The sequence below is a fragment of the Pseudoalteromonas prydzensis genome (genome assembly GCF_001661495.1).
Taxonomy (GTDB): Bacteria; Pseudomonadota; Gammaproteobacteria; order Enterobacterales; family Alteromonadaceae; genus Pseudoalteromonas; species Pseudoalteromonas prydzensis.
In genome coordinates this window covers 57,259-78,892 of the sequence record NZ_BDDT01000019.1, presented here as the reverse complement: position 1 = coordinate 78,892, position 21,634 = coordinate 57,259, and the positions used below count along the sequence as shown (strand labels likewise).

At 41.3% G+C, this 21,634-nt stretch carries 18 protein-coding genes and 3 tRNA genes; 15 read left to right on the top strand and 6 right to left on the bottom strand.

Annotated elements, in window-relative coordinates:
- Positions 1 to 178: 178 nt before the first annotated feature.
- Both A7968_RS21330 and A7968_RS21325 read left to right on the top strand, forming a co-directional pair.
- Positions 179 to 403 carry a hypothetical protein gene (locus A7968_RS21330; protein ID WP_064668528.1) on the top strand — a complete coding sequence of 75 codons (225 nt, stop codon included), beginning with the start codon at positions 179 to 181 and terminating at the stop codon, positions 401 to 403.
- 112 nt (positions 404 to 515) lie between these two features.
- Complete coding sequence (locus A7968_RS21325) at positions 516 to 884, top strand: YacL family protein (RefSeq protein WP_064668527.1); 369 nt, start codon at positions 516 to 518, stop codon at positions 882 to 884.
- Positions 885 to 914: 30 nt separating this feature from the next.
- Here the strand turns inward: A7968_RS21325 and A7968_RS21320 are convergent, their stop codons facing one another.
- Positions 915 to 1,544 (bottom strand): peroxiredoxin-like family protein, encoded by a 630-nt coding sequence (locus A7968_RS21320; protein ID WP_064668526.1) that lies wholly within the window; start codon positions 1,542 to 1,544, stop codon positions 915 to 917.
- A 121-nt stretch (positions 1,545 to 1,665) separates the two neighbouring features.
- Between A7968_RS21320 and A7968_RS21315 the strand changes: the two genes are divergently transcribed.
- On the top strand, positions 1,666 to 2,289 hold the full coding sequence (locus A7968_RS21315) for a dUTP diphosphatase (RefSeq protein ID WP_064668525.1): 624 nt from the start codon (positions 1,666 to 1,668) through the stop codon (positions 2,287 to 2,289).
- On the opposite strand, the gene yrfG is transcribed toward A7968_RS21315, so the two are convergent.
- On the bottom strand, positions 2,286 to 2,936 hold the full coding sequence (yrfG, locus tag A7968_RS21310) for a GMP/IMP nucleotidase (RefSeq protein ID WP_064668524.1): 651 nt from the start codon (positions 2,934 to 2,936) through the stop codon (positions 2,286 to 2,288). The genes A7968_RS21315 and yrfG overlap by 4 nt on opposite strands.
- A gap of 61 nt (positions 2,937 to 2,997) precedes the next feature.
- Between yrfG and nudE the strand changes: the two genes are divergently transcribed.
- The 5 genes from nudE (at position 2,998) to A7968_RS21285 (ending at position 4,871) form a co-directional block, all read left to right on the top strand.
- Positions 2,998 to 3,570, top strand: a complete 573-nt coding sequence (gene nudE / locus A7968_RS21305; protein WP_192543012.1) for an ADP compounds hydrolase NudE — start codon at positions 2,998 to 3,000, stop codon at positions 3,568 to 3,570.
- Positions 3,563 to 4,360 (top strand): 3'(2'),5'-bisphosphate nucleotidase CysQ, encoded by a 798-nt coding sequence (gene cysQ / locus A7968_RS21300; protein WP_064668522.1) that lies wholly within the window; start codon positions 3,563 to 3,565, stop codon positions 4,358 to 4,360. The genes nudE and cysQ overlap by 8 nt, the downstream gene beginning before the upstream one ends.
- Positions 4,361 to 4,502: 142 nt before the next feature.
- Positions 4,503 to 4,579 (top strand) — tRNA-Met (locus A7968_RS21295).
- A gap of 78 nt (positions 4,580 to 4,657) precedes the next feature.
- A tRNA-Met gene (locus A7968_RS21290) sits at positions 4,658 to 4,734 on the top strand.
- Positions 4,735 to 4,794: 60 nt separating this feature from the next.
- Positions 4,795 to 4,871: transfer RNA gene (locus A7968_RS21285), tRNA-Met, on the top strand.
- Between the two features lie 338 nt (positions 4,872 to 5,209).
- On the opposite strand, the gene A7968_RS21280 is transcribed toward A7968_RS21285, so the two are convergent.
- Positions 5,210 to 5,482 carry a hypothetical protein gene (locus A7968_RS21280; RefSeq protein WP_064668521.1) on the bottom strand — a complete coding sequence of 91 codons (273 nt, stop codon included), beginning with the start codon at positions 5,480 to 5,482 and terminating at the stop codon, positions 5,210 to 5,212.
- A 12-nt stretch (positions 5,483 to 5,494) separates the two neighbouring features.
- The gene (nfuA, locus tag A7968_RS21275; RefSeq protein ID WP_064668520.1) at positions 5,495 to 6,070 is read right to left on the bottom strand and encodes a Fe-S biogenesis protein NfuA; all 576 of its coding nucleotides are present in this window, start codon (positions 6,068 to 6,070) and stop codon (positions 5,495 to 5,497) included.
- A 145-nt stretch (positions 6,071 to 6,215) separates the two neighbouring features.
- Between nfuA and A7968_RS21270 the strand changes: the two genes are divergently transcribed.
- Positions 6,216 to 8,768 (top strand): M14 metallopeptidase family protein, encoded by a 2,553-nt coding sequence (locus tag A7968_RS21270; protein ID WP_064668519.1) that lies wholly within the window; start codon positions 6,216 to 6,218, stop codon positions 8,766 to 8,768.
- A 16-nt stretch (positions 8,769 to 8,784) separates the two neighbouring features.
- Here A7968_RS21270 and A7968_RS21265 read toward each other — a convergent pair whose 3' ends face one another.
- Positions 8,785 to 9,486 (bottom strand): ComF family protein, encoded by a 702-nt coding sequence (locus A7968_RS21265; protein WP_064668518.1) that lies wholly within the window; start codon positions 9,484 to 9,486, stop codon positions 8,785 to 8,787.
- A gap of 58 nt (positions 9,487 to 9,544) precedes the next feature.
- Between A7968_RS21265 and bioH the strand changes: the two genes are divergently transcribed.
- The 6 genes from bioH to A7968_RS21235 all read left to right on the top strand — a co-directional run bounded on the left by bioH (position 9,545) and on the right by A7968_RS21235 (position 19,156).
- Positions 9,545 to 10,282 (top strand): pimeloyl-ACP methyl ester esterase BioH, encoded by a 738-nt coding sequence (gene bioH, locus A7968_RS21260; RefSeq protein ID WP_064668517.1) that lies wholly within the window; start codon positions 9,545 to 9,547, stop codon positions 10,280 to 10,282.
- Positions 10,283 to 10,382: 100 nt separating this feature from the next.
- Entirely contained in the window at positions 10,383 to 10,691 is a 309-nt protein-coding gene (locus A7968_RS21255) for a hypothetical protein (protein ID WP_064668516.1), read from the top strand.
- A 6-nt stretch (positions 10,692 to 10,697) separates the two neighbouring features.
- Positions 10,698 to 11,570, top strand: coding sequence for a putative metalloprotease CJM1_0395 family protein (locus tag A7968_RS21250; RefSeq protein WP_064668515.1), 873 nt, complete (start codon positions 10,698 to 10,700; stop codon positions 11,568 to 11,570).
- 386 nt (positions 11,571 to 11,956) lie between these two features.
- Positions 11,957 to 17,407 (top strand): S8 family serine peptidase, encoded by a 5,451-nt coding sequence (locus A7968_RS21245; RefSeq protein ID WP_227008875.1) that lies wholly within the window; start codon positions 11,957 to 11,959, stop codon positions 17,405 to 17,407.
- 206 nt (positions 17,408 to 17,613) lie between these two features.
- Positions 17,614 to 18,342, top strand: coding sequence for a hypothetical protein (locus tag A7968_RS21240; protein WP_064668514.1), 729 nt, complete (start codon positions 17,614 to 17,616; stop codon positions 18,340 to 18,342).
- Positions 18,343 to 18,406: 64 nt separating this feature from the next.
- On the top strand, positions 18,407 to 19,156 hold the full coding sequence (locus tag A7968_RS21235) for a TonB-dependent receptor (RefSeq protein WP_064668513.1): 750 nt from the start codon (positions 18,407 to 18,409) through the stop codon (positions 19,154 to 19,156).
- Positions 19,157 to 19,211: 55 nt separating this feature from the next.
- On the opposite strand, the gene A7968_RS21230 is transcribed toward A7968_RS21235, so the two are convergent.
- On the bottom strand, positions 19,212 to 21,545 hold the full coding sequence (locus tag A7968_RS21230) for a Tex family protein (protein ID WP_064668512.1): 2,334 nt from the start codon (positions 21,543 to 21,545) through the stop codon (positions 19,212 to 19,214).
- Between the last annotated feature and the right edge of the window lie 89 nt (positions 21,546 to 21,634).

Sequence of the window (21,634 nt, the reverse complement as noted above, 5' to 3'; positions counted from 1 at the left end):
TGTTGTAATGAGCGCTATTAGCTGTAGCCAATTTGACTGATATTTAGTAAAAATCACGATTTAGTAAAAACTATTAAAAATATTTTTATTGTAACCTACTGATTTTTAATTACTTAAATAATTGGCATGATGTGTGTAAGTATCTAAAAAGAAAATTAAATTAATAATTGAGGTTAACATGGCAGAGCAAGGTTCAGGCGGTAATGTAATTGCGGCGATTTGTAATATATTTTTTCCAGGTCTTGGGCAGTTAGTTCAAGGGCGTATAATGGCCGCTATTTTCTTTTTCTTAGCTTGGGTTATTAGTGGAGCACTTATCTACGTAGTGGTAGGTTTTGTTTTACTCCCTATTGTCTATATTTGGGCAATCATCGATGCGGCTCGTTTCAAAAGTTACCGGTAGCTGTATCACTTGAAAAGAATAGCGCTTTTTAGCGCTATTTTTGTATCTGGCTTTAGTGATCCACAACCGCCTAGGGTATAATTCTGGGTATTAGTTGTATTTAGGTAAAGTTATGGAATACCAATTTATACGCGATCCAATAAGTGGCTTACGTATTAAAATTAGCAGTGAGCATGCTGTTATTGGCCGTTGGCTAAATGAAGAAATCGGTAAAGATAAAATCAATATGGTGCAGGCTTTAATCGCCTCAGTTGCGAGTAGTTTTGAAGCGCTGACACTGCAAGGCCAAGAAATTGATTTGATTTTAAATAAAGATGAAGCCATCTTTGAAGCACATGCCTTACATCAAGATTCTGAAGATTTATTTGCTTATCAAGATGATGAATTGATGCTCGAAGAAAATGGTTTAAGCAGTGGCTGTGGTTTTGAAGATTTTGTAGATCTGATTAATTCATGGCAAGAATTTACCACCGGCAGGTAAGCAGAGGGTTAAAACCCTCTGCTAATTACGCTATTGCTCAGATACAGATTTTACTGCCGCTAATAGTAAGCTTTCAGTAAGGCGAACTTTATAATTAGGGTTTGCGTACTGAAAATGCACTAAACCTTTCTGGTCAATTACAAAAACTGCCGGCACAGGTAAGGCTACCTTCGCCTTACCATCAAGAGACACAAAATTCACACCGAGCTTATTGCGATAAATAGTCGCTGTTTTATCATCAAGGTAAAAAGCTAAACCAAGCGCTTGGCTAAGTAATAGGCTATCGTCAGAAAGTAGCTGATAATTTGGTGAATCTATTTTGCTTTCAGCCAATTTTTCTGGACTATCTGGTGATACTGCAATAATTTGCGCACCTAGGTCAGCGAGTTCAGCTTCAATTTTTTGCACATTCGCTAATTGCTTCGAGCAATATGGGCACCAACCACCACGGTATACGATAAGCACCGTCGTTTTTTCAGCAAAACGTTCCGCTAAAACAACATTCTTACCATTTTGATCTTTGAGTGTTAAAGCTGGAATCGTTAAACCTGGCATTAACGGACTGGCTTTTTCAGCAGCAGGCGCGATATTCAATGAAGTATTAGCACTTACATGAAACGTGAGTAAAAATATACAACTTAATAGAATTGATTTTAACATGATAGTGTTTACTCATCTTTAGTTAATTATTGTAATCATAGAGTAGTAGAACGACTTGGAGGTGTTTTTCTTTCATCTTACCTGTATTATTACCGCAATTAAAATAGTAACTGGAAGAGATATGTCTGCCAATTTAAATAAACTAGTGGTGATGCTAGAAATGCAAAATGCGATGAACACCAAAGTTCATGAGCAATGGTTTAGCCAAGGCTTTGAATGGTATCGTGCTATTTGGGTTGAATGTGCAGAAATGCTTGATCATTACGGTTGGAAATGGTGGAAAAAACAAACACCAGATACTGAACAAGTTATTTTAGAGCTCGTTGATATTTTTCATTTTGGTTTATCGCTACGTATTGATGGTGAAACAAGCTACTTAGAGCTTGCTAAACAGCTTGAAGCACAGTTAAGTGCACCGCAACAAGCCGATGATTTCAAGCAAACGTTAGAAACGCTAGCTGCATCAGCTGTTGCAGATAAAACCTTTAATGCAGCAGCTTTTGCTGGCTGTATGGCGCAAATTGGTATGGATATCGATGACTTATATCGTGGTTATGTTGGTAAAAATACGCTTAACTTTTTCCGCCAAGATCATGGTTATAAAGACGGTAGCTACATCAAAGTTTGGAATGGTCAAGAAGACAACGAGCATTTAGTTGAGGTGGTTAAAAGCCTTGATACTGAGCATGCTGATTTCGCAAAGCTTGTTTACCAAGGCTTAGAGGCTCGTTACCCGAAAAACTAAGGGAGCAGAGTACGAAAATCGGTCACGTTTAAGTAGTCACTGAGCTCATTGTGCGGTTGTTTGCTATCAGGGTTAGCAACCGCCAATAAATGGCCAATACCATATTCTTTCGCTGCATTAAGTACGGCTAAACTATCATCAACAAATAACGTTCGTTGTTTATTAAAACCTAACTCAGCCTGTACTTGTTGCCATAATGGTTGGTGCTCTTTACTAACTCCAAATTGATGTGTTGAAATCACGCCATCGAGATAATTATCGATGTCGGTTTGTGCAAATTTGAGCATCACACTTTCTGGGTGTGCATTGGTCAGTAAGATTAACTCTTTACCTGCTTTTCGTAATGCAGTTAAAAATTCTGGTACATCTTCACGTACTTTGATCAAATGCTGGTGTTGACGCTTTAGCTCCATGATTGGCAGGTTAAGTTGTTGTTCCCAGTAATCTAAACAATACCACTGAATTTGCCCGCTGACCGCTTGATAACGTTTAAGAATATCTGCTTTAGCTTGCGCTAAGCTAATGTTTTGTACAATGGCATGTTGTTCAGGGATCACGGTAAGCCAAAAGTGAGTATCAAAGTGGAGATCGAGTAAAGTACCATCCATATCTAATAGCACTGTATCGATTTTCGACCAATTTAGCATAGGAATTTCATCTTATAGGGTTTATTATTGAACTAACTGCCATGATAGCAAATTAATGCCAATGACACAGAAAAAGCACCCAACACCACCACAGATCCTTAGCACCGAAGTCGTTGCTAAGAGTAGATTATTTACGGTGGAATCACTTGAATTAAAATTTTCAAATGACGAACAGCGTCAATATGAGCGCATTCGCGGCGGTGGCCGAGGCGCTGTAATGATTGTACCATTAACGGCTGAAAATGAACTGCTGCTGGTGCGTGAATATTGTGCCGGCACTAATGACTACCAACTCGGTTTTCCGAAAGGATTAATTGACCCTGGCGAAACCCCAGAGCAAGCAGCTAATCGAGAACTAAAAGAAGAGGTAGGCTTTGGCGCAGAGCAGTTAAAGTCACTAAAGACAGTGTCTATGGCGCCAAGTTACTTTAATGCCACCATGCATATACTATTTGCCCAACAGCTTTACCCACAAACATTAGTTGGCGATGAGCCTGAGCCTTTAGTGGTTGTTAAGTGGCCATTAACAGATTGGCAGTCATTATTACAACAATCAGACTTCACCGAAGCACGAAGCGTTGCAGCTTTGCTATTATTAACTAAGCATTTAGAAGTGGGAGCTGCGAATGATTGAATTACTTGAGCCATGTATTGAGCTTGCGCAAAGCGCAGGAGCAGCAATAATGGCAATTTACAAGAAAGATGATATTGGCGAGCAAGAAAAGTCAGATCATACACCCGTCACTAAAGCTGATTTAGCCGCTAATGATGTACTGGTTGCTGGATTAAAAGCACTGGCGCCAGATATTCCTATCATGTCGGAAGAGACGCCGATCCCTGCTTTGGCAGACAGGAAAAATTGGCAGCGTTACTGGTTACTCGATCCAATGGATGGCACGGGTGAGTTTATTTTAGAAAGCGGTGATTTTGCCGTAAATATCGCCCTGATTGAAAATAATCGTCCGGTACTTGGTGTGATTTATTGGCCTGCGAAAGAAACTACTTATTTTGCCAGTTATCAAAATGGTGCATTTAAACGTATTGATGGTAACGATCAGCAAATTAATGTTGCCACCCCAGATAACTTAACCTTAGCGGTAAGTCGTCGACAAAAAATTGAAGCGGTAAGCCAGTACTTGAATATGCAATTTACAACGGTTGCTGTTGGTTCATGTTCTTTAAAAGCCTGCATTGTCGCAGAAGGTAAAGCGGATTGTTTTTTACGGATCGGGCCGACTGGAGAGTGGGATACAGGAGCATCGCAAATAATTGTTGAAGAAGCGGGGGGCTGTATTACTGATGCTGAGTTTAACCCGTTAACCTATAATCAACGTGAGAGTACAGAGAATCCTGACTTCATAGTAATGGGCCACCCTGATTGGGAATGGCAAAAAATGATAAATCCGCACCAAAGAGCCGTTTAATCACTCTGTTTGTTTGCTTTTTGTGCGGTTGAACAGCTTTAAGCAGTTTAACTGTTGCATTATAATTTGATTCCTATACTATAGCGCTCTCTTCGAAACAGGCTCGCAAAAAGCGCGAAATTGTTGAATAAGAAATTACAGGCGCGGGATGGAGCAGCCTGGTAGCTCGTCGGGCTCATAACCCGAAGGTCGTCGGTTCAAATCCGGCTCCCGCAACCAATTCTTTTAAAGAAGCGGTTACTGTAAACTCTTGGTGAGAGTTAAAAATCACTAGTCGATAGACTTAAAATATACAGGCGCGGGATGGAGCAGCCTGGTAGCTCGTCGGGCTCATAACCCGAAGGTCGTCGGTTCAAATCCGGCTCCCGCAACCAATTTTTATTGGAAGCCAAGTTGTCATGTATAGCAACTATAAATAAATCTGCAATTTCAGGCGCGGGATGGAGCAGCCTGGTAGCTCGTCGGGCTCATAACCCGAAGGTCGTCGGTTCAAATCCGGCTCCCGCAACCACTGAAATCAAGTAATAATGAATCGACACTCTTAATGAGTGTTTTTTTATGTCTAAAATTCAGTGAAATAAATAGCTCGTCGGTCTCAGCTCTACATTAGCCAGCAAAGGCCATCTATTTAAATCCGGCTCCCGCAACCACTGAAATCAAGTAATAATGAATCGACACTCTTTTTTTATGTCTGAAATTCAGTGAATGCACTGTTGGGTTACTCATAACCCGAAGGTCGTCGGTTCGCTCTTCATAAACTCTGGCTCCCGCAACCCTTTTATGTCAGCATTTGATAGAACCTAGAACCTAGAACCTAGAACCTAGAACCTAGAACCTAGAACCTAGAACCTACTTCCAAAGATCAGGATCTTCTTCTGTACGGGAACTTTGTCTATCTAATACCTGTGAGAATCGATTAGCAAAAATACCAAGGTAACCCCAGGCTGCGAAGAATAGTGCGATTGCTAAAATTACTAAGCCGATGATTTGTAAGCTGAAGTGGGTGTAATACCCAAGAGCAATAAATATCACGGCCAGCACAAACAGTGCTAGGCCGCGTAAAAAGCGTTTTAAGCTGAGCTTAGGTTCAGAGCCTAAGCGATATATCAGCCGCTTTAACATGATGATGAGCGATTAATAGTAAGAATGATCGCCAGCTTTGTGGTCTGTGATATCAGCAACACCGGTGATCTCATCAAACTTTGCAATCATTTCTTTTTCAATGCCTTCTTTAAGCGTAACGTCGATCATTGAACAACCATTACAGCCACCGCCAAATTGTAGTACCGCAATACCTTCAGCGGTTACTTCTACAAGGCTTACTTGGCCACCATGATTAGCAAGTTGAGGATTAACTTCTGTTTCTAGCATGTGCTGAATACGTTCGTTAAGGCTTGCGTCATCACCGATTTTACGGGCTTTTGCATTAGGGGCTTTAAGTGTTAACTGTGTGCCCATTTTATCGGTAACGAAATCAATTTCAGCTTCTTCTAAAAATGGCGCGCTTTCAGCGTCAACAACAGCATCAAAACCGTTAAAAGGAAGGCGAATGTCAGTGGCTTCTACTGCATCTTCTGGGCAATAAGAAACACCACATTCCGCTTGTGATGTGCCAGGGTTAACAACAAATACACGAATATTTGTTTTTTCAGCTTGGTCAGCTAATAATTTTGCAAAATGCGATTGTGCGGTTTCGGAAATAGAAATCATAAAACAACTATACTTGACTAAATTACTCGGATACTGGTTATCATACTCCGCTCATCGCGTTGTCGCCAGTGTTGAGCGTAAAAATTTGGCATCTATTTTAAGCAGTGGTAGCGTGCAAACATTGATCATTTACTGAGTGTTTTATATGCGTTTGATAATAACAATCTTTACACTATTGCTGAGCTTTTCTTGTTTAGCGCAACCGCTTTCCTATTATTTCAATAATGATGTGAAATTTGATCCAACAATTCCTACTCCAGAGCAGGTTTTAGGTTATGAAGTTGGGCAGTGGCATGTCCGCCATGATCAACTCGTTCGCTATATGGAGATATTGGCAGAGAAGAGTGACCGTATTAACTTTGAAGTGATTGGTCGCACTCACGAACAGCGCCCGCTTGTTATGCTAACTATCACCGCAGCTGATAAGTTGGGGAATGTAGAGCAACTCCGCCAAGCACATTTAGCTCGTTTAGCAGATTCAGAAAAAGCCAAAAACACAGATCAACCTGCCGTGGTATGGATGGGTTACAGCGTGCATGGTAATGAGTCATCGGGTAGTAATTCAGCCTTATTAGTGGCGTATTATTTAGCTGCTGCGCAAGGTAAAGAAATAGATACGCTATTAAATAATACCGTTATTTTACTCGATCCTTCATTAAATCCCGATGGCTTAGCGCGTTTTGCTAATTGGGCTAATAGCAATCGCGGCATGAACTTATCGTCTGATCCACAAACGCGAGAGCATATTGAAAGCTGGCCAAGTAGCCGCACTAATCATTACTGGTTTGATTTAAATCGTGATTGGTTACTGCTACAGCATCCAGAGTCGCGAGCACGAATTGCTAAGTTTCATCACTGGAAGCCAAATATATTGACTGATTTTCATGAAATGGGCCCTAACAGCACCTTTTTCTTTCAACCAGGTATTCCATCGCGCAAACACCCTATCACCCCTGATGAAAATGTTAGCCTTACAAAGGCTATCGGTAACTACCATGCAAAAACATTAGATGAACATAATGCATTGTATTTTACCGAAGAAAGCTTTGATGACTTTTACTATGGCAAAGGCTCTACCTACCCAGATGTAAACGGTGGCGTGGGCATTTTATTTGAGCAAGCCAGTTCACGGGGTCATGTACAGGAAACACAAAACGGTACTTTAACTTTTCCTTTCACAATTAAAAATCAGCTGCTTACGAGCCTATCTACATTTCAGGCGGCGATAGATAACCGTCAAGCGTTACTGGATTATCAAGCCAGTTTTTATAACAATGCTGTAGAGCTTGCTAATGATGAAGATTATAAGGGTTATGTTGTGCAAAGTGGTGCTGATACTACCCGTATGACGCTGTTTTTAGATTTATTAAAGCAGCATCAAATTCAGGCATACCCACTCAATAAAGCAGTAAAAGCAAATGGGCAAAGCTTTGCAGCGGGGAGCTATTTTGTACCGCTTGCACAACCACAATTTCGTTTAGTAAAAGCGATTTTCAGTGAGCAAAAGCGCTTTGTTGATAATACTTTTTATGATGTATCAGGTTGGACTTTAGCTCATGCTTTTAATTTAGAGTTTGCAGCTATAAAAAGCGGTTGGGGCTTGGACGTTAGCAAAGATGCATGGCAACAGCCTGAGCAAGCTCAATTTCAAGCATTGGAGGCACAGTATGCGTTTGGCTTTAAGTGGGATAATTATTTAGCACCAAAAATGCTTAATAAGTTATTACAACAAGGCGTGCAGGCGCGTGTCGCTTTAAGTCCATTATCAGCTAAATCACTTACCAGTACTGAAGAATTTGCCGCAGGGAGCATTATTGTTCCTGCAGGGATTCAAACTAATCCACAATGGGTTACATTATTAAATGATGCGCAAAATGAATTTGGTATTGCCATCACGCCAATTACCTCGGGCTTGACTTCACAAGGTGCCGATTTAGGATCACGAACTCTTGCGGTCGTTAAAGCACCTAAAGTGTTGCTTGTGGGCGGCCAAGGGACTAGTCAATATGAAGTTGGCGAAGTGTGGTATTACCTTGATCGTTTTGTCGGCGTGGCGCCGACCATAGTGGAAATAGAACGCTTGGGTAATTTAGAGCTTAGTGGCTACAGTCATATCGTACTAGCACATGGTAACTACAACAGCTTGAGTGATGCTGATAAAGTTGCTATTAAAACATGGGTCCGTAAAGGTGGTGTAATATGGGGGCATAAAGGTGGAGCTAAGTTCTTAGTTGATCAGCAACTATTAAAAACTACCTATTTATCACGCCGAGATGTTGCCAGTGCCTTTAAGACCGATGGCTTGCATTATGGTGATAAAGATCACCTAGCAGGGCGTCAGCGTATCGCTGGGGCAATCTTTAATACGAAAGTCGATTTAACTCACCCACTTACTTTTTCATTACAGCGTAATACCTTGCCAGTGTTTAAAAATAGTACCTGGTTACTGGAAATGTCACCGGCGCCATTTGTTAATGTCTTGCAGTACACGGAAAAACCATTGCTAGCGGGTTTTACCGATGACGTAAATATTGAACAAGTTGCTGGTGCGGCTGGTTTAGTCGCTCATTCGTATGGTCGTGGTAATGTAATTGGTATGACAGATAACCCTGTATTCAGAGGTTATTGGTACGGCACGAGTCGGTTATTGAGTAATGCGTTATTTTTCGGTCATACATTTAGCGCAAATGCAGAATAATTACTCCGTTTAAGGATTAATCCCGCAATGGTGTTAAGCAAGTCACAAATGCCCAGACTTGTTTAGCACCCGCTTGTTTAAGTGCCACAGTGGCTGCATTCAAAGTGGCGCCTGTGGTCATCACATCATCAACAATAGCCACGGTTTTTCCTGTCATATCGGTATTGCATATAAACGCACCCTGTAAGTTTTTTATTCGTTTAGCTTTGCTGAGTGATGATTGCGCTTGGGTTTTTTTACTGCGCTGTAAACTTAGAAAATCAACCGGCTCATCTTTTAAGCAAGGCAACCAGCATTGTGATACTTGATTAAAGCCGCGCTGTAAAAACCGCTGTTGGTGTAAAGGTAAAATAATAAATAGCTCAGGCCATGAGTCGCTGGTGTGTTTACTGATAGTAAATTGCAGGCTAATTATTAGTGATAAGGCTTTTTTATAATGAATTTGGTTACTAAACTTTAGTTGGCTGAGCCAGTTATCAAATGGAGGACGATACCAAGCACAAGCAAATAGATGATCAAACTGGCAGTCAGGGAACAGCTCTACTATATCAGGACGGTACAATAGATTTGGATGTGCCTGTAAATCGAATAGCGATAAATCTGCTAGGCACTGTTCGCACAGGCTATATTTACTATTAACAACGCACTGGCATTGCACGCAAAAAGAAGGGAAAAACCAATCTCCTAACTGCTGAAGACATTGATTAAAAGCAGTCATTGCATTCATTCCCTTAAGCGCTATTATGAGCGCTAAGTTTGGAACAGGGTCGGTGAAAATGCAAAATGAGTTAGTGTTATTACATGGTTGGGGAATGAACCAAGGAGTGTGGCAGGTTATTTTACCTGAACTTGAGTTTATTCATGCCGATACCGTGCGCTGCCTTGATTTACCGGGTTACGGCAATAGTGAAGCATGGCCAAAACCGTATAGTTTACATGCTGCTGCGTTACAATTAAGTAAGCAATTGCAACCAAACTCGACTTTAATGGGTTGGTCACTAGGTGGTTTATTTGCTGTTTATATTGCTAAACATTGGCCTGAAAAAGTGGCGAAAGTAATATTAGTTGCCGCAACGCCATTTTTTGCTGAAACCGATAATTGGCCTGGGATCAAAGACAATGTACTCACTGCGTTTAAAGATCAATTAGTCGCTCATCGTGAAAAAACTATTGAACGGTTTTTAGCAATACAAGCTATGGGCAGTGATAGTGCCCGTGATGATATAAAACAACTGAAAAAATTATTAAATGAATATCCAGCACCGCAAGAAAGTGCCCTAAGTGTTGGCTTAGACATTTTACAGCATGATGATTTACGCAATGCATTTGCTAATTGTCAGGTACCAATTCGCGGTGTATTTGGTCGTTTAGATGCGTTAGTGCCATATCGTGCAGTGGCTAAAATGCAGGCTTTAAATAGCGATTTTGAGTATGAAGTGATAGATAAGGCATCTCATGCCCCTTTTATTTCGCACAAAAAAGAATTTTTATCCGCCATCAAATCAATGCTTTAAAAAGTAACGCTAAAGGAGTCCCAAAAACTCTAGTGGAAAGCTTTATTTTGGCTGTTTTATGAGCGATAATTAACCAATATATCATTGGTGGGAGTTTAATATGCCAATCGGATCTGTTTTTAATAATGGTGTTGAAGGTTTTAATCGTGCCAGTCAGGGCATTGAAAAAGCCAGCGCAGAAATTAATCGCGCCAGCATAGAGCAACAAGATGATGCACAGCTTGCCCAGCAGCGTCAGCTTCAGGCTGCGCGTCCGGAAGAAGCGGTCACCGCTCCGGTATCGCAACCTGCTCGCATTGATGAAGCCTTGGTGAATTTGAAAGTTGAAGAGTTTAACGCCAAAGCGAATACACAATCAATTCAAACCGCGGACGAAGTGCTGGGGACTTTGATTGATATTCGTGTTTAATTTGCCATGAACATTGTCACGCCATTTCCTAATGTAAATATAAACACCGCTAATGTTTATACGGAAACTGCTCGGCGTGACAACCAACTTCGGGAAGTTATCCCGCCACCTGCTGCTGCAAAACCGAGTAATGCTGAAAACAAAGCCCTCGGTGATAATGAAAAAACCAAACAACCCGGTAGCAATGATACCGGCACATATGATGCTAAGGGTAAACTTGCCGATGAAAAAGTAATTCAACAGCGTCAGCAAGGTGATGCACAGCAAAATCCAGAGCAAAGCGAAGAACAGCAAGAAGCTAAACAAGAAGCGCAGCAACAAGCACAAGCTGCACAGCAAGAGCAACAAGATGCTGAGCAAATTAAAGAGCTTAAAGCTCGTGATACCGAAGTGCGTATTCATGAACAAGCGCATGCTGCTGTTGGTGGGCAATATGCAGGTTTTCCTAGCTATGAATATCAGCGTGGCCCCGATGGGACCAATTACGCCGTTGGTGGTGAAGTTCAAATTGACGTTGCGGAAATTGAAGGTGATCCACAAGCCACTATAGAAAAAATGCAAACGGTACGTGCTGCAGCACTTGCTCCAGCAGAGCCTTCGGGTGCTGATCGTGCTATTGCGGCTGATGCCACTCAAAAGCTTGCCGCAGCGCAAGCTGAGCTTGCTAATACTGATAAAGTTGAAGCAGCGGATGAAGACAATAAATCATCATTTAAAATCGATAATGAGTTTGCTGCGAGCGATTCTATAGATGATGACGCTATTGAAAATTTTCCGCAACGCTCTGCTGATGTTGAGGCGCGTGCAGGTCGCATTGCTCAGTTTTATCAGTTCACCACAGAACCTCGTAGTAATAGTCAATTTTCTACCACCATTTAATCTCGACGCGGTAGATTGCCTCCCCCTCATATAACCCTTTTAAAATATTGACGTTTTTATTGAAGTTACCAGTTATAAGATACAAATTGCTACATTTTATATAAAAGCAATGCAAAGCCAAGCTGTATGTGACTTTTTTGTTTATTGAATGTTAATTTTGTGTCTTTTATAGGTCGCAGTAAAATTGACCGTTAAAAAATCCCGTTGTATATCTCATCCTGCTAATTAGATTTAGCACCAACAGCAATAATTCAAAGCAGAGTATCTGCCTAACAAACGAATTTAATAGGATGAATATGCAACCGTGCAATAACAAGAAAGTGCATTTCAAAAAAAGCTCTTTGGCTATATTTGCAGCAATATATGTCGGAGCTACAGGATATGCAGTGGCCGAACCAGGCTTTAAAAAGGCGATAAATGTCGACTTATATGAGCCAACATTTACATCACAAGATGTAGCAAACTATCAAGAACAAAAACAAGCAATTGAAAACAATGGTTTGCTTCGTGGTAATGTTGGCCGTTTAAATCAGCAGTATCAAAACCAAACACCTGAGCAGGTATTCCAACCTCAACAAGGTGTTACTGGTAAGCAAACTTATATTGTGCAACTTGATGAAGAACCGGTAACGAGTTACCAAGGTGATATTCAAGGTTATGCTGCAACAGCGGTAAAAGAATTACGTTCAGTTATGGTACGCGAGCGTGTTAACACGCAATCTCATGCAGTGCGCAATTATCAAACATTTTTAAAGCAGCGCCAAAATGCGGTACTCAGTAGTGCTCGTGGACAAGGTGCGAATATTGTAGTTAAGAAGCAGTTCACACTGGCAAATAATGCGGCCGTTGTCGAAATGACCCAACAAGATGCATTGTTACTCGCTAAGCAGTCAGGGGTTAAACGTATTACTCCTAACCGTATTTTTGAACTACGAACAGACCGTGGGCCACAATTTATTGGCGCTGACCGCATTTGGCAAGGTGATAACGATATCGGCGGAATTGCAGCTAAAGGTGAAGGCATGGTTGTTGGTATTATTGATACAGGTATCAATACCGATCACCCAGCGTTTGTCAGTGATGAGCAATTTTCACAAATGAATCCACTCGGTGCAGGTAACTTTGTTGGTGACTGCGTTGAAGACGCAACGCTATGTAATGATAAGTTAATAGGTGTTCGCTCATATCCGGAAATAACCTCAGCAAATAGAGATTCTATTTTTGATCGTGATGATCGCCGACCTGAAAATGGTGAAGATTACAATGGTCATGGCTCGCACACGGCAAGCACGGCTGCTGGTAACACTTTGTTAGATACACCGTTGCAAGCCGCAACTGGCGAAAAAGTAAGTGATGGTGAAAACTTACCATTTACCTTTGCACAAACTAGTGGTGTAGCGCCGCGTGCACACATTATTTCCTATCAAGTCTGCTGGGCAGGTAATGGCGGAGATCCATACTCAGGTTGCCCAGAATCAGCCATTCTTTCAGCATTTGAAGATGCCATTGCTGATGGCGTTGATAGCATTAACTTCTCAATTGGTGGTGCTGAGAGCTTTCCGTGGGAAGATCCAATGGAGTTGGCTTTTTTAAACGCCCGTAAAGCGGGTATCAATGTTGCTGCAGCAGCTGGTAACTCTGGCCCTTCATATTATACTGCCGACCATGCTTCACCTTGGGTTACCACGGTAGGTGCTTCGACTCACGATCGTGTTGCGTCGTTTGGTGATAAAACTATTAGTAACTTCCAAGGTGAAAAAGCGCCTAATCCAGATGAAATAACAGGTAAAAGTTTCACGGGTGGCATAACTGGAGCCGTTGTTCTAGCAGAAAATTATCCTGATCCAGATGAGTCTGATGCATTTAATGCAGCATCATGTAATGTGCCTTTCCCAGCAGGTACGTTTACAGCAGATCAAATTGTTATTTGTGAGCGAGGGGATGCCCCTCGTGTAGATAAAGCGAAAAATGTTGCCGCTGGTGGTGCTGGTGGATTTATCTTGCAGAACATTGTTTCATCAGCAAATGATTTAGCAACAGATAGCTATGTAATTCCAGGTATTCAAGTAACGACATCGGCACGTTATAAACTTAGAAACTGGGTGAATGCTAATCCTGTTGGTGAAGCTATCGCGACTATTTCAGAAGCAGAGAATAACTATGACCTTGATCCTGTAGCGGGTAACCAATTAGCTATCTTTAGCTCTATGGGGCCAAGTAGAACGAATAATACTCTAGTGCCCGATCTAACCGCGCCTGGTGTTGGTATTTACGCTGCAAATGCGGATGAGCAACCGTTTACTGCAAACCCGCGCGCATCAGACTGGACGTTTATGAGCGGTACCTCAATGGCTGCCCCACACGTAACTGGTGCTATGACACTATTAGCGCAACTACACCCTGATTGGACTCCAGCAGAAATACAATCAGCGCTAATGATGACCGCGCATAATGTGAAAATTATGACTAACTCAGGTTTGATTGACCCATACTATAACTTTATGGCGGGCGCTGGCAGTATCAATGTTGCAGATGCGGCTAAATCAGGCTTAATTATGGATGTTGCGTTGGAAGATTATGAAGCGGCAAACCCTAATAATGGTGGTCTGGTTAACTGGCTAAACTTACCTTCAATGGTTGAAATGGATTGTGAGCTAACCTGTAGCTGGATGCGAACGGTAACTGCAACACAGGATGGTAGCTGGAATGCAGAGGCATTGGCTTGGACGGCACTCGGTCTTACGGAAGAAGTGGGGGTATCTGCTACTGTAACGCCAACGCAATTTGATTTAAAAGCGGGTGAATCACAGGACTTATTGATCACTATGTCTTTACCGAATGCTATAGAGCATAAGTTAGATCCTACAGATCCAGGCGCTCCTTGGGAAATGTTGCAAAATATAGGTGCAATGTTTAATGGTAAAGTCGTTTTAACCGAAATAAATGGTGCAGCACCCGATGCTCATTTACCGATTGTAGCCCGCAACAATTTAGATGAATTACCATTATCTGAAGAAATTCACATGGCACGAAATCAAGCTAGTGAAACAATCTTAGTTAACACAGATAGTTATAGTGAATTTACGCCAAGCTATTACGGTCTCGTAAAACCAACCGAGTCAACCTTTGAAGTTGAAGCTGTTGCACCGTTTGTGACCCCAGACCGTATCGAAGCTGGTTGGAATATTCAACTCATTAATGTTCCAGAAGGCACAAATCGTTTAGTGGCAAAAGTGCCTGAAACTAAACAATTAACGGGGCTGAATGATATCCAAGATGAGCGCTTTCAACGTGCACATGCTCACCTAATGATAGGTGCAGACCGAAACAACAGTGATGGTTTTATGCCATCGCAAGAAGAAATAGACAACAACGTTGCGGCTATCAAAGATGCACTTTATGAAGAGATGGTTTGTTATTCATCAAGTAATGCAGAAGCTAACTATTGTAGCATTATCGATCCCGCACCAGGTCAATATTGGATTGCGACAGCAAACTTAGGTGGCATTCGTGGTGAAAACTATCGTGCGACCATGCATTACGCTGTAATAGGTGAAGATACAAACACAGGTAATATTAATATTACTGGTCCTGCGTCACATGACGGTAATGGCTATTATCCGTTGGAAATAAACTGGGACATTCCTGAAGCTCAAGCTGGTGATGTTTACTATGGCGGTTTTGAGCTTGGTGATATGCCCGGTGCCGAAGGTAGCTTAGGTTTTACTGCGCTTGACTTATACCGTGATGCAGATGCAATAGCATTGAACGTAAGTCAAGACACAGCTCGTAGTATGGATGTTGTTGATGTTAACGTTAAGCTTAAAGCTAACTTTGAATCAGCGCAGCGTGCCTATGATATGTCAGTAACAGTGCCAGAAGGTCTTCGCTTAGCAGCTGATACATTACAAAGTAATAACCCTGAAATTGCTGAACTTATTAGCATTGATGGCAACAAACTGACCATTAAAAGTAACCAAGAAGCAACGCGAAACATTGCACGAGAATACAAAGTAACAACCAATGTCACAGACACTATGTGTCACACACCATTGATTGATGAGTATTCAACGGGGGGCTATATCGATTTACATGAGTTCGGTATGCAACCTAATGCTGAGTGGTATGTAGGGGCTGACAAGTCATACTTCGATGTACCTGTTGATTGGTTATTTATGTTAGATAACGCTAAGTTTGAACTCTATAACCAACCTAATATTAATGAAATTCGCATGCACACAGTGGGAGCGTTACAGCTTACGCCTTACTATTGGATTATGAGCCAACACCGTGGGCCTGGTTTCTTATTAGAAGCGTTAGCTCCATTTTGGCGTGGTTCGTTTGAAGTTGATTACTTACGTCATCCAGATGATCCAAAAGGGTTGACGCTAGCAACTCAATATAAGAGTGATCGTCCAGACTTAGGCGACTTGCTGTTCATGGAATTTGATAATGTAACAGATAAAAAAACCGGTGAATCTTTCGACTATGAAGTGATTTTACGCAGTGGCATTGATGATCACCCTGGTATGCATGAAATGATTTTTGCCTACGATAATCTGGGGGCAAATGTTGCAGAAGGTGCTATTTTTGTTGAAGGTGGTGCAAGTGAATATTCCCGTAATTATGGTTTCAAAGACGGTGATTTATTCGAAATGCTTGGTTATAACAACCTTGATCAATTACTTCATGATGATTTAGTGATTTGTTTTGACTATGTTGGTCCTGAACAAAGTGAAGTTGAATTAAGCTTTAAAGCGGCAGTAAAACCAGAAGCGAAAGGCACAATTCAAAATATCACCCTCGATTATCAATTAGGTAATAGTGACGCTAAGGCAGTAACGCATTCAATTACTGTTGCAGGTAACCTGAAAATCTCAGCATTAGATGATATGACAGTGGCTGAAAATGGCCGTATTGATGGTATCGAGGTAATGGTGCTGGATGCGGATCAATCACCAAATGAGCTAGTAATTACTGGTGAAGGCGTAACTGCTGAAGTGAATGGTATGTCATTTAACTTAATTCCAGACCCTTACTTCTTTGGCGAAACATACGTCACAGTCACAGTGCAAGATAAAGCAGATCCAACTGATAAAGCCTCAACTGAGTTCTTATTGACGGTTGAGTCAGATGGTGAAATTGCACCTGTGATGGTAAACGACATTACTGATATGAGCGTGATGCAAGGTGATATGCTAGAAAACATTGCCGTGTCTCTTTCACGTGAAACAGAAGAGGTATTTAGTTTGAGCGTAGATGCTAGCAACGCCACAACGATGGTTGATGGTATGGCATTTAGCTTAAAACCAGATGCGGATTTCTTTGGTGAGATTCCAGTAACTGTGACGCTAACAGGCGAAAATAACACGCTGACTACCGAGTTTATGGTTACGGTCACTGCTGTGGATCTTTCGATTGTTGAACTTGCGGATATGACGGTGATTGAAAATGGTAAACTTGAAGGCATTAACGTAGCCCTATCGCGTGAAACTGCCGAACAGTTTAGCTTGTCAGTGGCAGCTGAAAATGCAGCTGTTACGGTTGATGGCATGTCATTTAGCATCGAACCAAATACTCACTTCTTCGGTAATATTCCAGTGCAAGTAACATTAACCAGCGGTGAGAAATCACTGATGACAGAGTTTACTCTATCTGTTATTTCAGATGGTATTGAGCTTGGTTGTACGGACCCAGCAGCAACTAACTTTGATTCTGAAGCTAATACAGATGATGGTAGCTGTACTTACCCTGAAGTTGAAGAAGACGATAGTGGCTCATTTGGTTACTTAATGTTATTACTACTACCATTATTAGGCGCACGTCGTCGTAAGTAATTAGTAGTCAACTATTAGGCCGAGCATCAGCTTCCCTAAATAGTAATATAAGCCGCGAATCAAAATTCGCGGCTTTTTTATTGTTAAAATTTCAACCAATACACCAGCTGTTTTTACATTGATTTACTCTAAAACAGAACCTTAGATTGTCGAAACATTATGAAGCTGTTATTTTTGCAGCGATTTTTATTATGGAAGACAATTAAATGAAATATGCAGTAATCGCAGGCGCTTTATCTCTTTTTTCAATCACCGCAGCGGCAAACCAAACATCAGGCTTAAGCTACGACTACGTTGAAGTTGGCTATGCAAAAATGGACGTAGATGGTTTGGATGAACTTAGCTTTGACGGCTATGTTGTTAAGCTGAGTAAGCAGCTTGGTGATAATTGGTACCTAACTGGTTTGTACGCAAGTACAGCAGATGAAACATTGTATAGCGAATCTGAGAATTATCGCAATATTTACCAAAACGATGAGCTTGTAGGTACCTCAACACTTAATTTAAAAAGGGAACTTGATGCAGAGCTTACCCGAATTGAGTTTGGCGCAGGTTATATTCAACAGCTGTCTGCGGTGACAAACATCGATTACAGCATTAACCTAGGTAAACTAAAGTATACCACTGACCTAAAAATAACTGACGAAGAAACATTTGAAGGTATGGTACTTTCGTTTTCTGAGTATGGTGATTCAGATTCAAATAGTGCTGAAATTCTTGCTGCTAATGTTCAAGTCAGACATTTATTGACTGAACAATTTGAAGTAAATGCAGGCTTAGGTTACGAGCGCTTGCACGATGATGAAAGTGATAATAACTTAGTGCTCCAAGCTGGCTTTAACTTTGCACTAACAGATAAAGCAATTTTAGGTGCATCTTACCGTTATGTTGATGAGTATGCAGACATCGCAGCGACTTTACGTTATTACTTCTAGTTTTTAGTTATAAACAGCAACGCCACAAACTGAGTTTGTGGCGTTTTTTATGGAATAAAATTAAATGAAATATGCAGTATTAGCAGGTGCTTTATCACTTTTCTCAATCTCAGCAATGGCAAATCAAACATCATTTTTGAGCTACGATTATATTGAAGTTGGCTACATAAGAACTGACATTAAAAGCAATGATAAAACGGATGTAGACCGTTCTGGTGCGCCTAGTTATGGTGGGTATATTATAAACCTCAGTAAACAATTTTCTGAAAATTGGTATTTTACAGGCTCGTATTCTCAAAGTAGCGCTGACTATTCAAGCGTTGCTAAATACTTGTCTCCTCCTTTTCCTGATGGGACTTATTCAAGCGATGTTATCGATACATATAGCAGTGTCATCGATATGGAGCTAACACGTTATAGCCTTGGCTTTGGGTATATTCAGCATTTTTCAGATGTTACTTCATTTGATTATGCATTGAATTATGGACAACTCAAAGTTAAGTCTGATGCAACAATCTTGTATGAACGTGAATACGCAGGAGATGTTTTTTATTCTTCAAAATCAAGCTATAACAGCTCAGATACAAGCGATGTTTTTGCAATGAATGCGCAGGTTAGGCATTTATTAACGAGCAAATTTGAAGTAAACGCAGGGGTTGGTTACGAGCGTTTGCATGATGATGAAAGTGATAATAATCTAGTGTTAAAAGCAGGTTTGAACTACGCGATAACACAAAGAATAAATCTAGCGGCTTCATACCGCTATGTTGATGAGTATGCAGACATAACAGCTACATTACGTTATTACTTTTAATTTTTAGTTATGAAAAACAACGCCACAAACTCAATTTGTGGCGTTTTTTTACCGGTTATTTTTTCACTTTTGCATTTGCGAAGGCGTCTGCAAATGCATTACCCATTATTGCATTACCGGTATCTCGTTTTGGTTTAGCAGCGCGGGGTTGTTGAGCATTGTTACGACTATTAGCTTGCGGCTTTTGACTGGCTGATGGCGCGGGCTTGTTGCTAGTATCAATGTCATCGTCCAAACGCATGGTAAAACTAATACGTTTACGGGCAGCGTCAACTTCCACTACTTTTACTTTTACAATATCACCAGCTTTAACCACTTCACGCGGATCAGAAATAAATTTATTAGTAATTGCTGAAATATGCACTAGGCCATCTTGGTGTACACCCACATCAACAAACGCACCAAAGTTAGCAACGTTAGAAACAACGCCTTCTAAAATCATCCCTGGTTTTAAGTCACTAATGTTTTCAACACCGGCTTTAAATTCAGCGGTTTTAAAATCAGGGCGTGGATCTCGGCCTGGTTTATCCAGTTCACTAATGATGTCGGTGACGGTCGGCAAGCCAAATTTTTCATCCGTGTAGTCGTTAGCGACTAACTTATTAAGTAGTTCAGAATTACCTATAAGTTGAGTAACATCTAGGCTATTTTGCTCACAAATACGCTTAACAACAGGGTAGGCTTCCGGGTGAACGGATGACTTATCAAGCGGATCGCTACCATTACTAATTTTTAAGAATCCGGCTGCTTGCTCAAATGCTTTTGGCCCTAAACGTTCAACTTTTTTCAGTTCTGAGCGCTTAGTGAATGAGCCATGAGTATCGCGGTAATTAACAATGTTTTGCGCTAAGGTTTTATTTAGCCCTGATACGCGAGCAAGCAGAGGCACAGAGGCCATATTTAAATCGACACCTACCGAGTTAACACAGTCTTCTACTACAGAAGTTAGCGTTTGTCCTAGTTGGCTTTGCGATACATCGTGTTGGTATTGGCCTACACCAATTGATTTAGGCTCAACTTTAACCAGTTCGGCAAGTGGGTCTTGCAGGCGGCGAGCAATAGACACTGCGCCACGTAATGAAACATCTAGATCAGGAAACTCATTAGCGGCAAATTCTGATGCTGAATACACCGATGCACCGGCTTCGCTAACCATGATTTTATTTAGTTTAAGCTCGCTGTTCGCTTTGATAAGTTCAGCAACCAGTTTGTCCGATTCACGTGATGCAGTACCGTTACCAATGGCGATTAGCTCGACCTTATGTTGACGACATAGTTGCTCTAGCGTACGTACTGATTTATCCCAATGGTTTTGCGGTGCATGTGGGAAAATTGTTTGCGTTGCCAGTAATTTACCTGTGCTATCCACGACGGCAATTTTACAGCCCGTGCGTAAACCAGGATCAAGCCCTAAAGTAGTACGTGCGCCAGCAGGAGCCGCCATCAATAAGTCTTTTAAGTTTTTCGCAAAGACATCAATAGCACCGGTTTCTGCTTTTTCGCGCATCGCCGCTAAAAATTCATTCTCTAAATGCAGACCCAGTTTAATTTTCCATGCCCATTGCACAACGCCAAGCAACCATGCACTTGCTGCTTGGTTATTAATATCAAGGCGGTAGTGATCGGCAATCATTACGGCACACATATGAGCTGGGTTTTCTGAGCTTGGCTCTGGATTAATACTCAGTTGTAAAACACCCTCATTACGCGCGCGCAGCATAGCTAATGCACGGTGCGAAGGCACTTTTTTAAGGGCTTCTTGATGATCAAAGTAATCACGGTATTTAGCGCCAGCTTGTTCTTGACCTGCAATAATACTTGCTTCAATTTGGCCATGCTGGCTAATGTGATTACGGAATTTTGCTAGCAGTTTTGCATCTTCGGCAAAGCGTTCCATTAAAATAAATTTAGCGCCATCCAGTACTGTTTTTTCGTCGGCAAAGCCCGCTTCTGGGTTTAAATAACGTGTTGCTTGTTGTTCAGGATCTAATGAAGCATCTTTGAAAAGCGCATCAGCGAGAGGCTCAAGACCAGCTTCAATTGCTATTTGGCCTTTAGTGCGGCGCTTGGCCTTGTAAGGTAAATACAGATCTTCTAACTCAGTTTTACTATCTGCATTATTAATATCCGCCGCTAAACTAGCAGTGAGCTTATCTTGTGATTTGATGGTCGCTAAAATAAACGCTCTACGTTCTTCAAGTTCACGTAAGTAAGATAAGCGCTGCTCTAGTAAACGTAATTGGGTATCGTCTAACCCCCCCGTTACTTCTTTACGATAGCGGGCGATAAAAGGTACGGTTGAACCTTCATCGAGTAATTTTGTAGCAGCAACAACTTGTTGCTCTTGAGCATTTAGCTCAGTGGCTAAACGTGCAGAGATATTGCTCATGCAAAAACCTTATTAAACAATTTGAAGACCAGAACGAGAGTTTTGGCGTAAATAATTGCTTGAATAATATCACAGCAGGGCTTAATAAA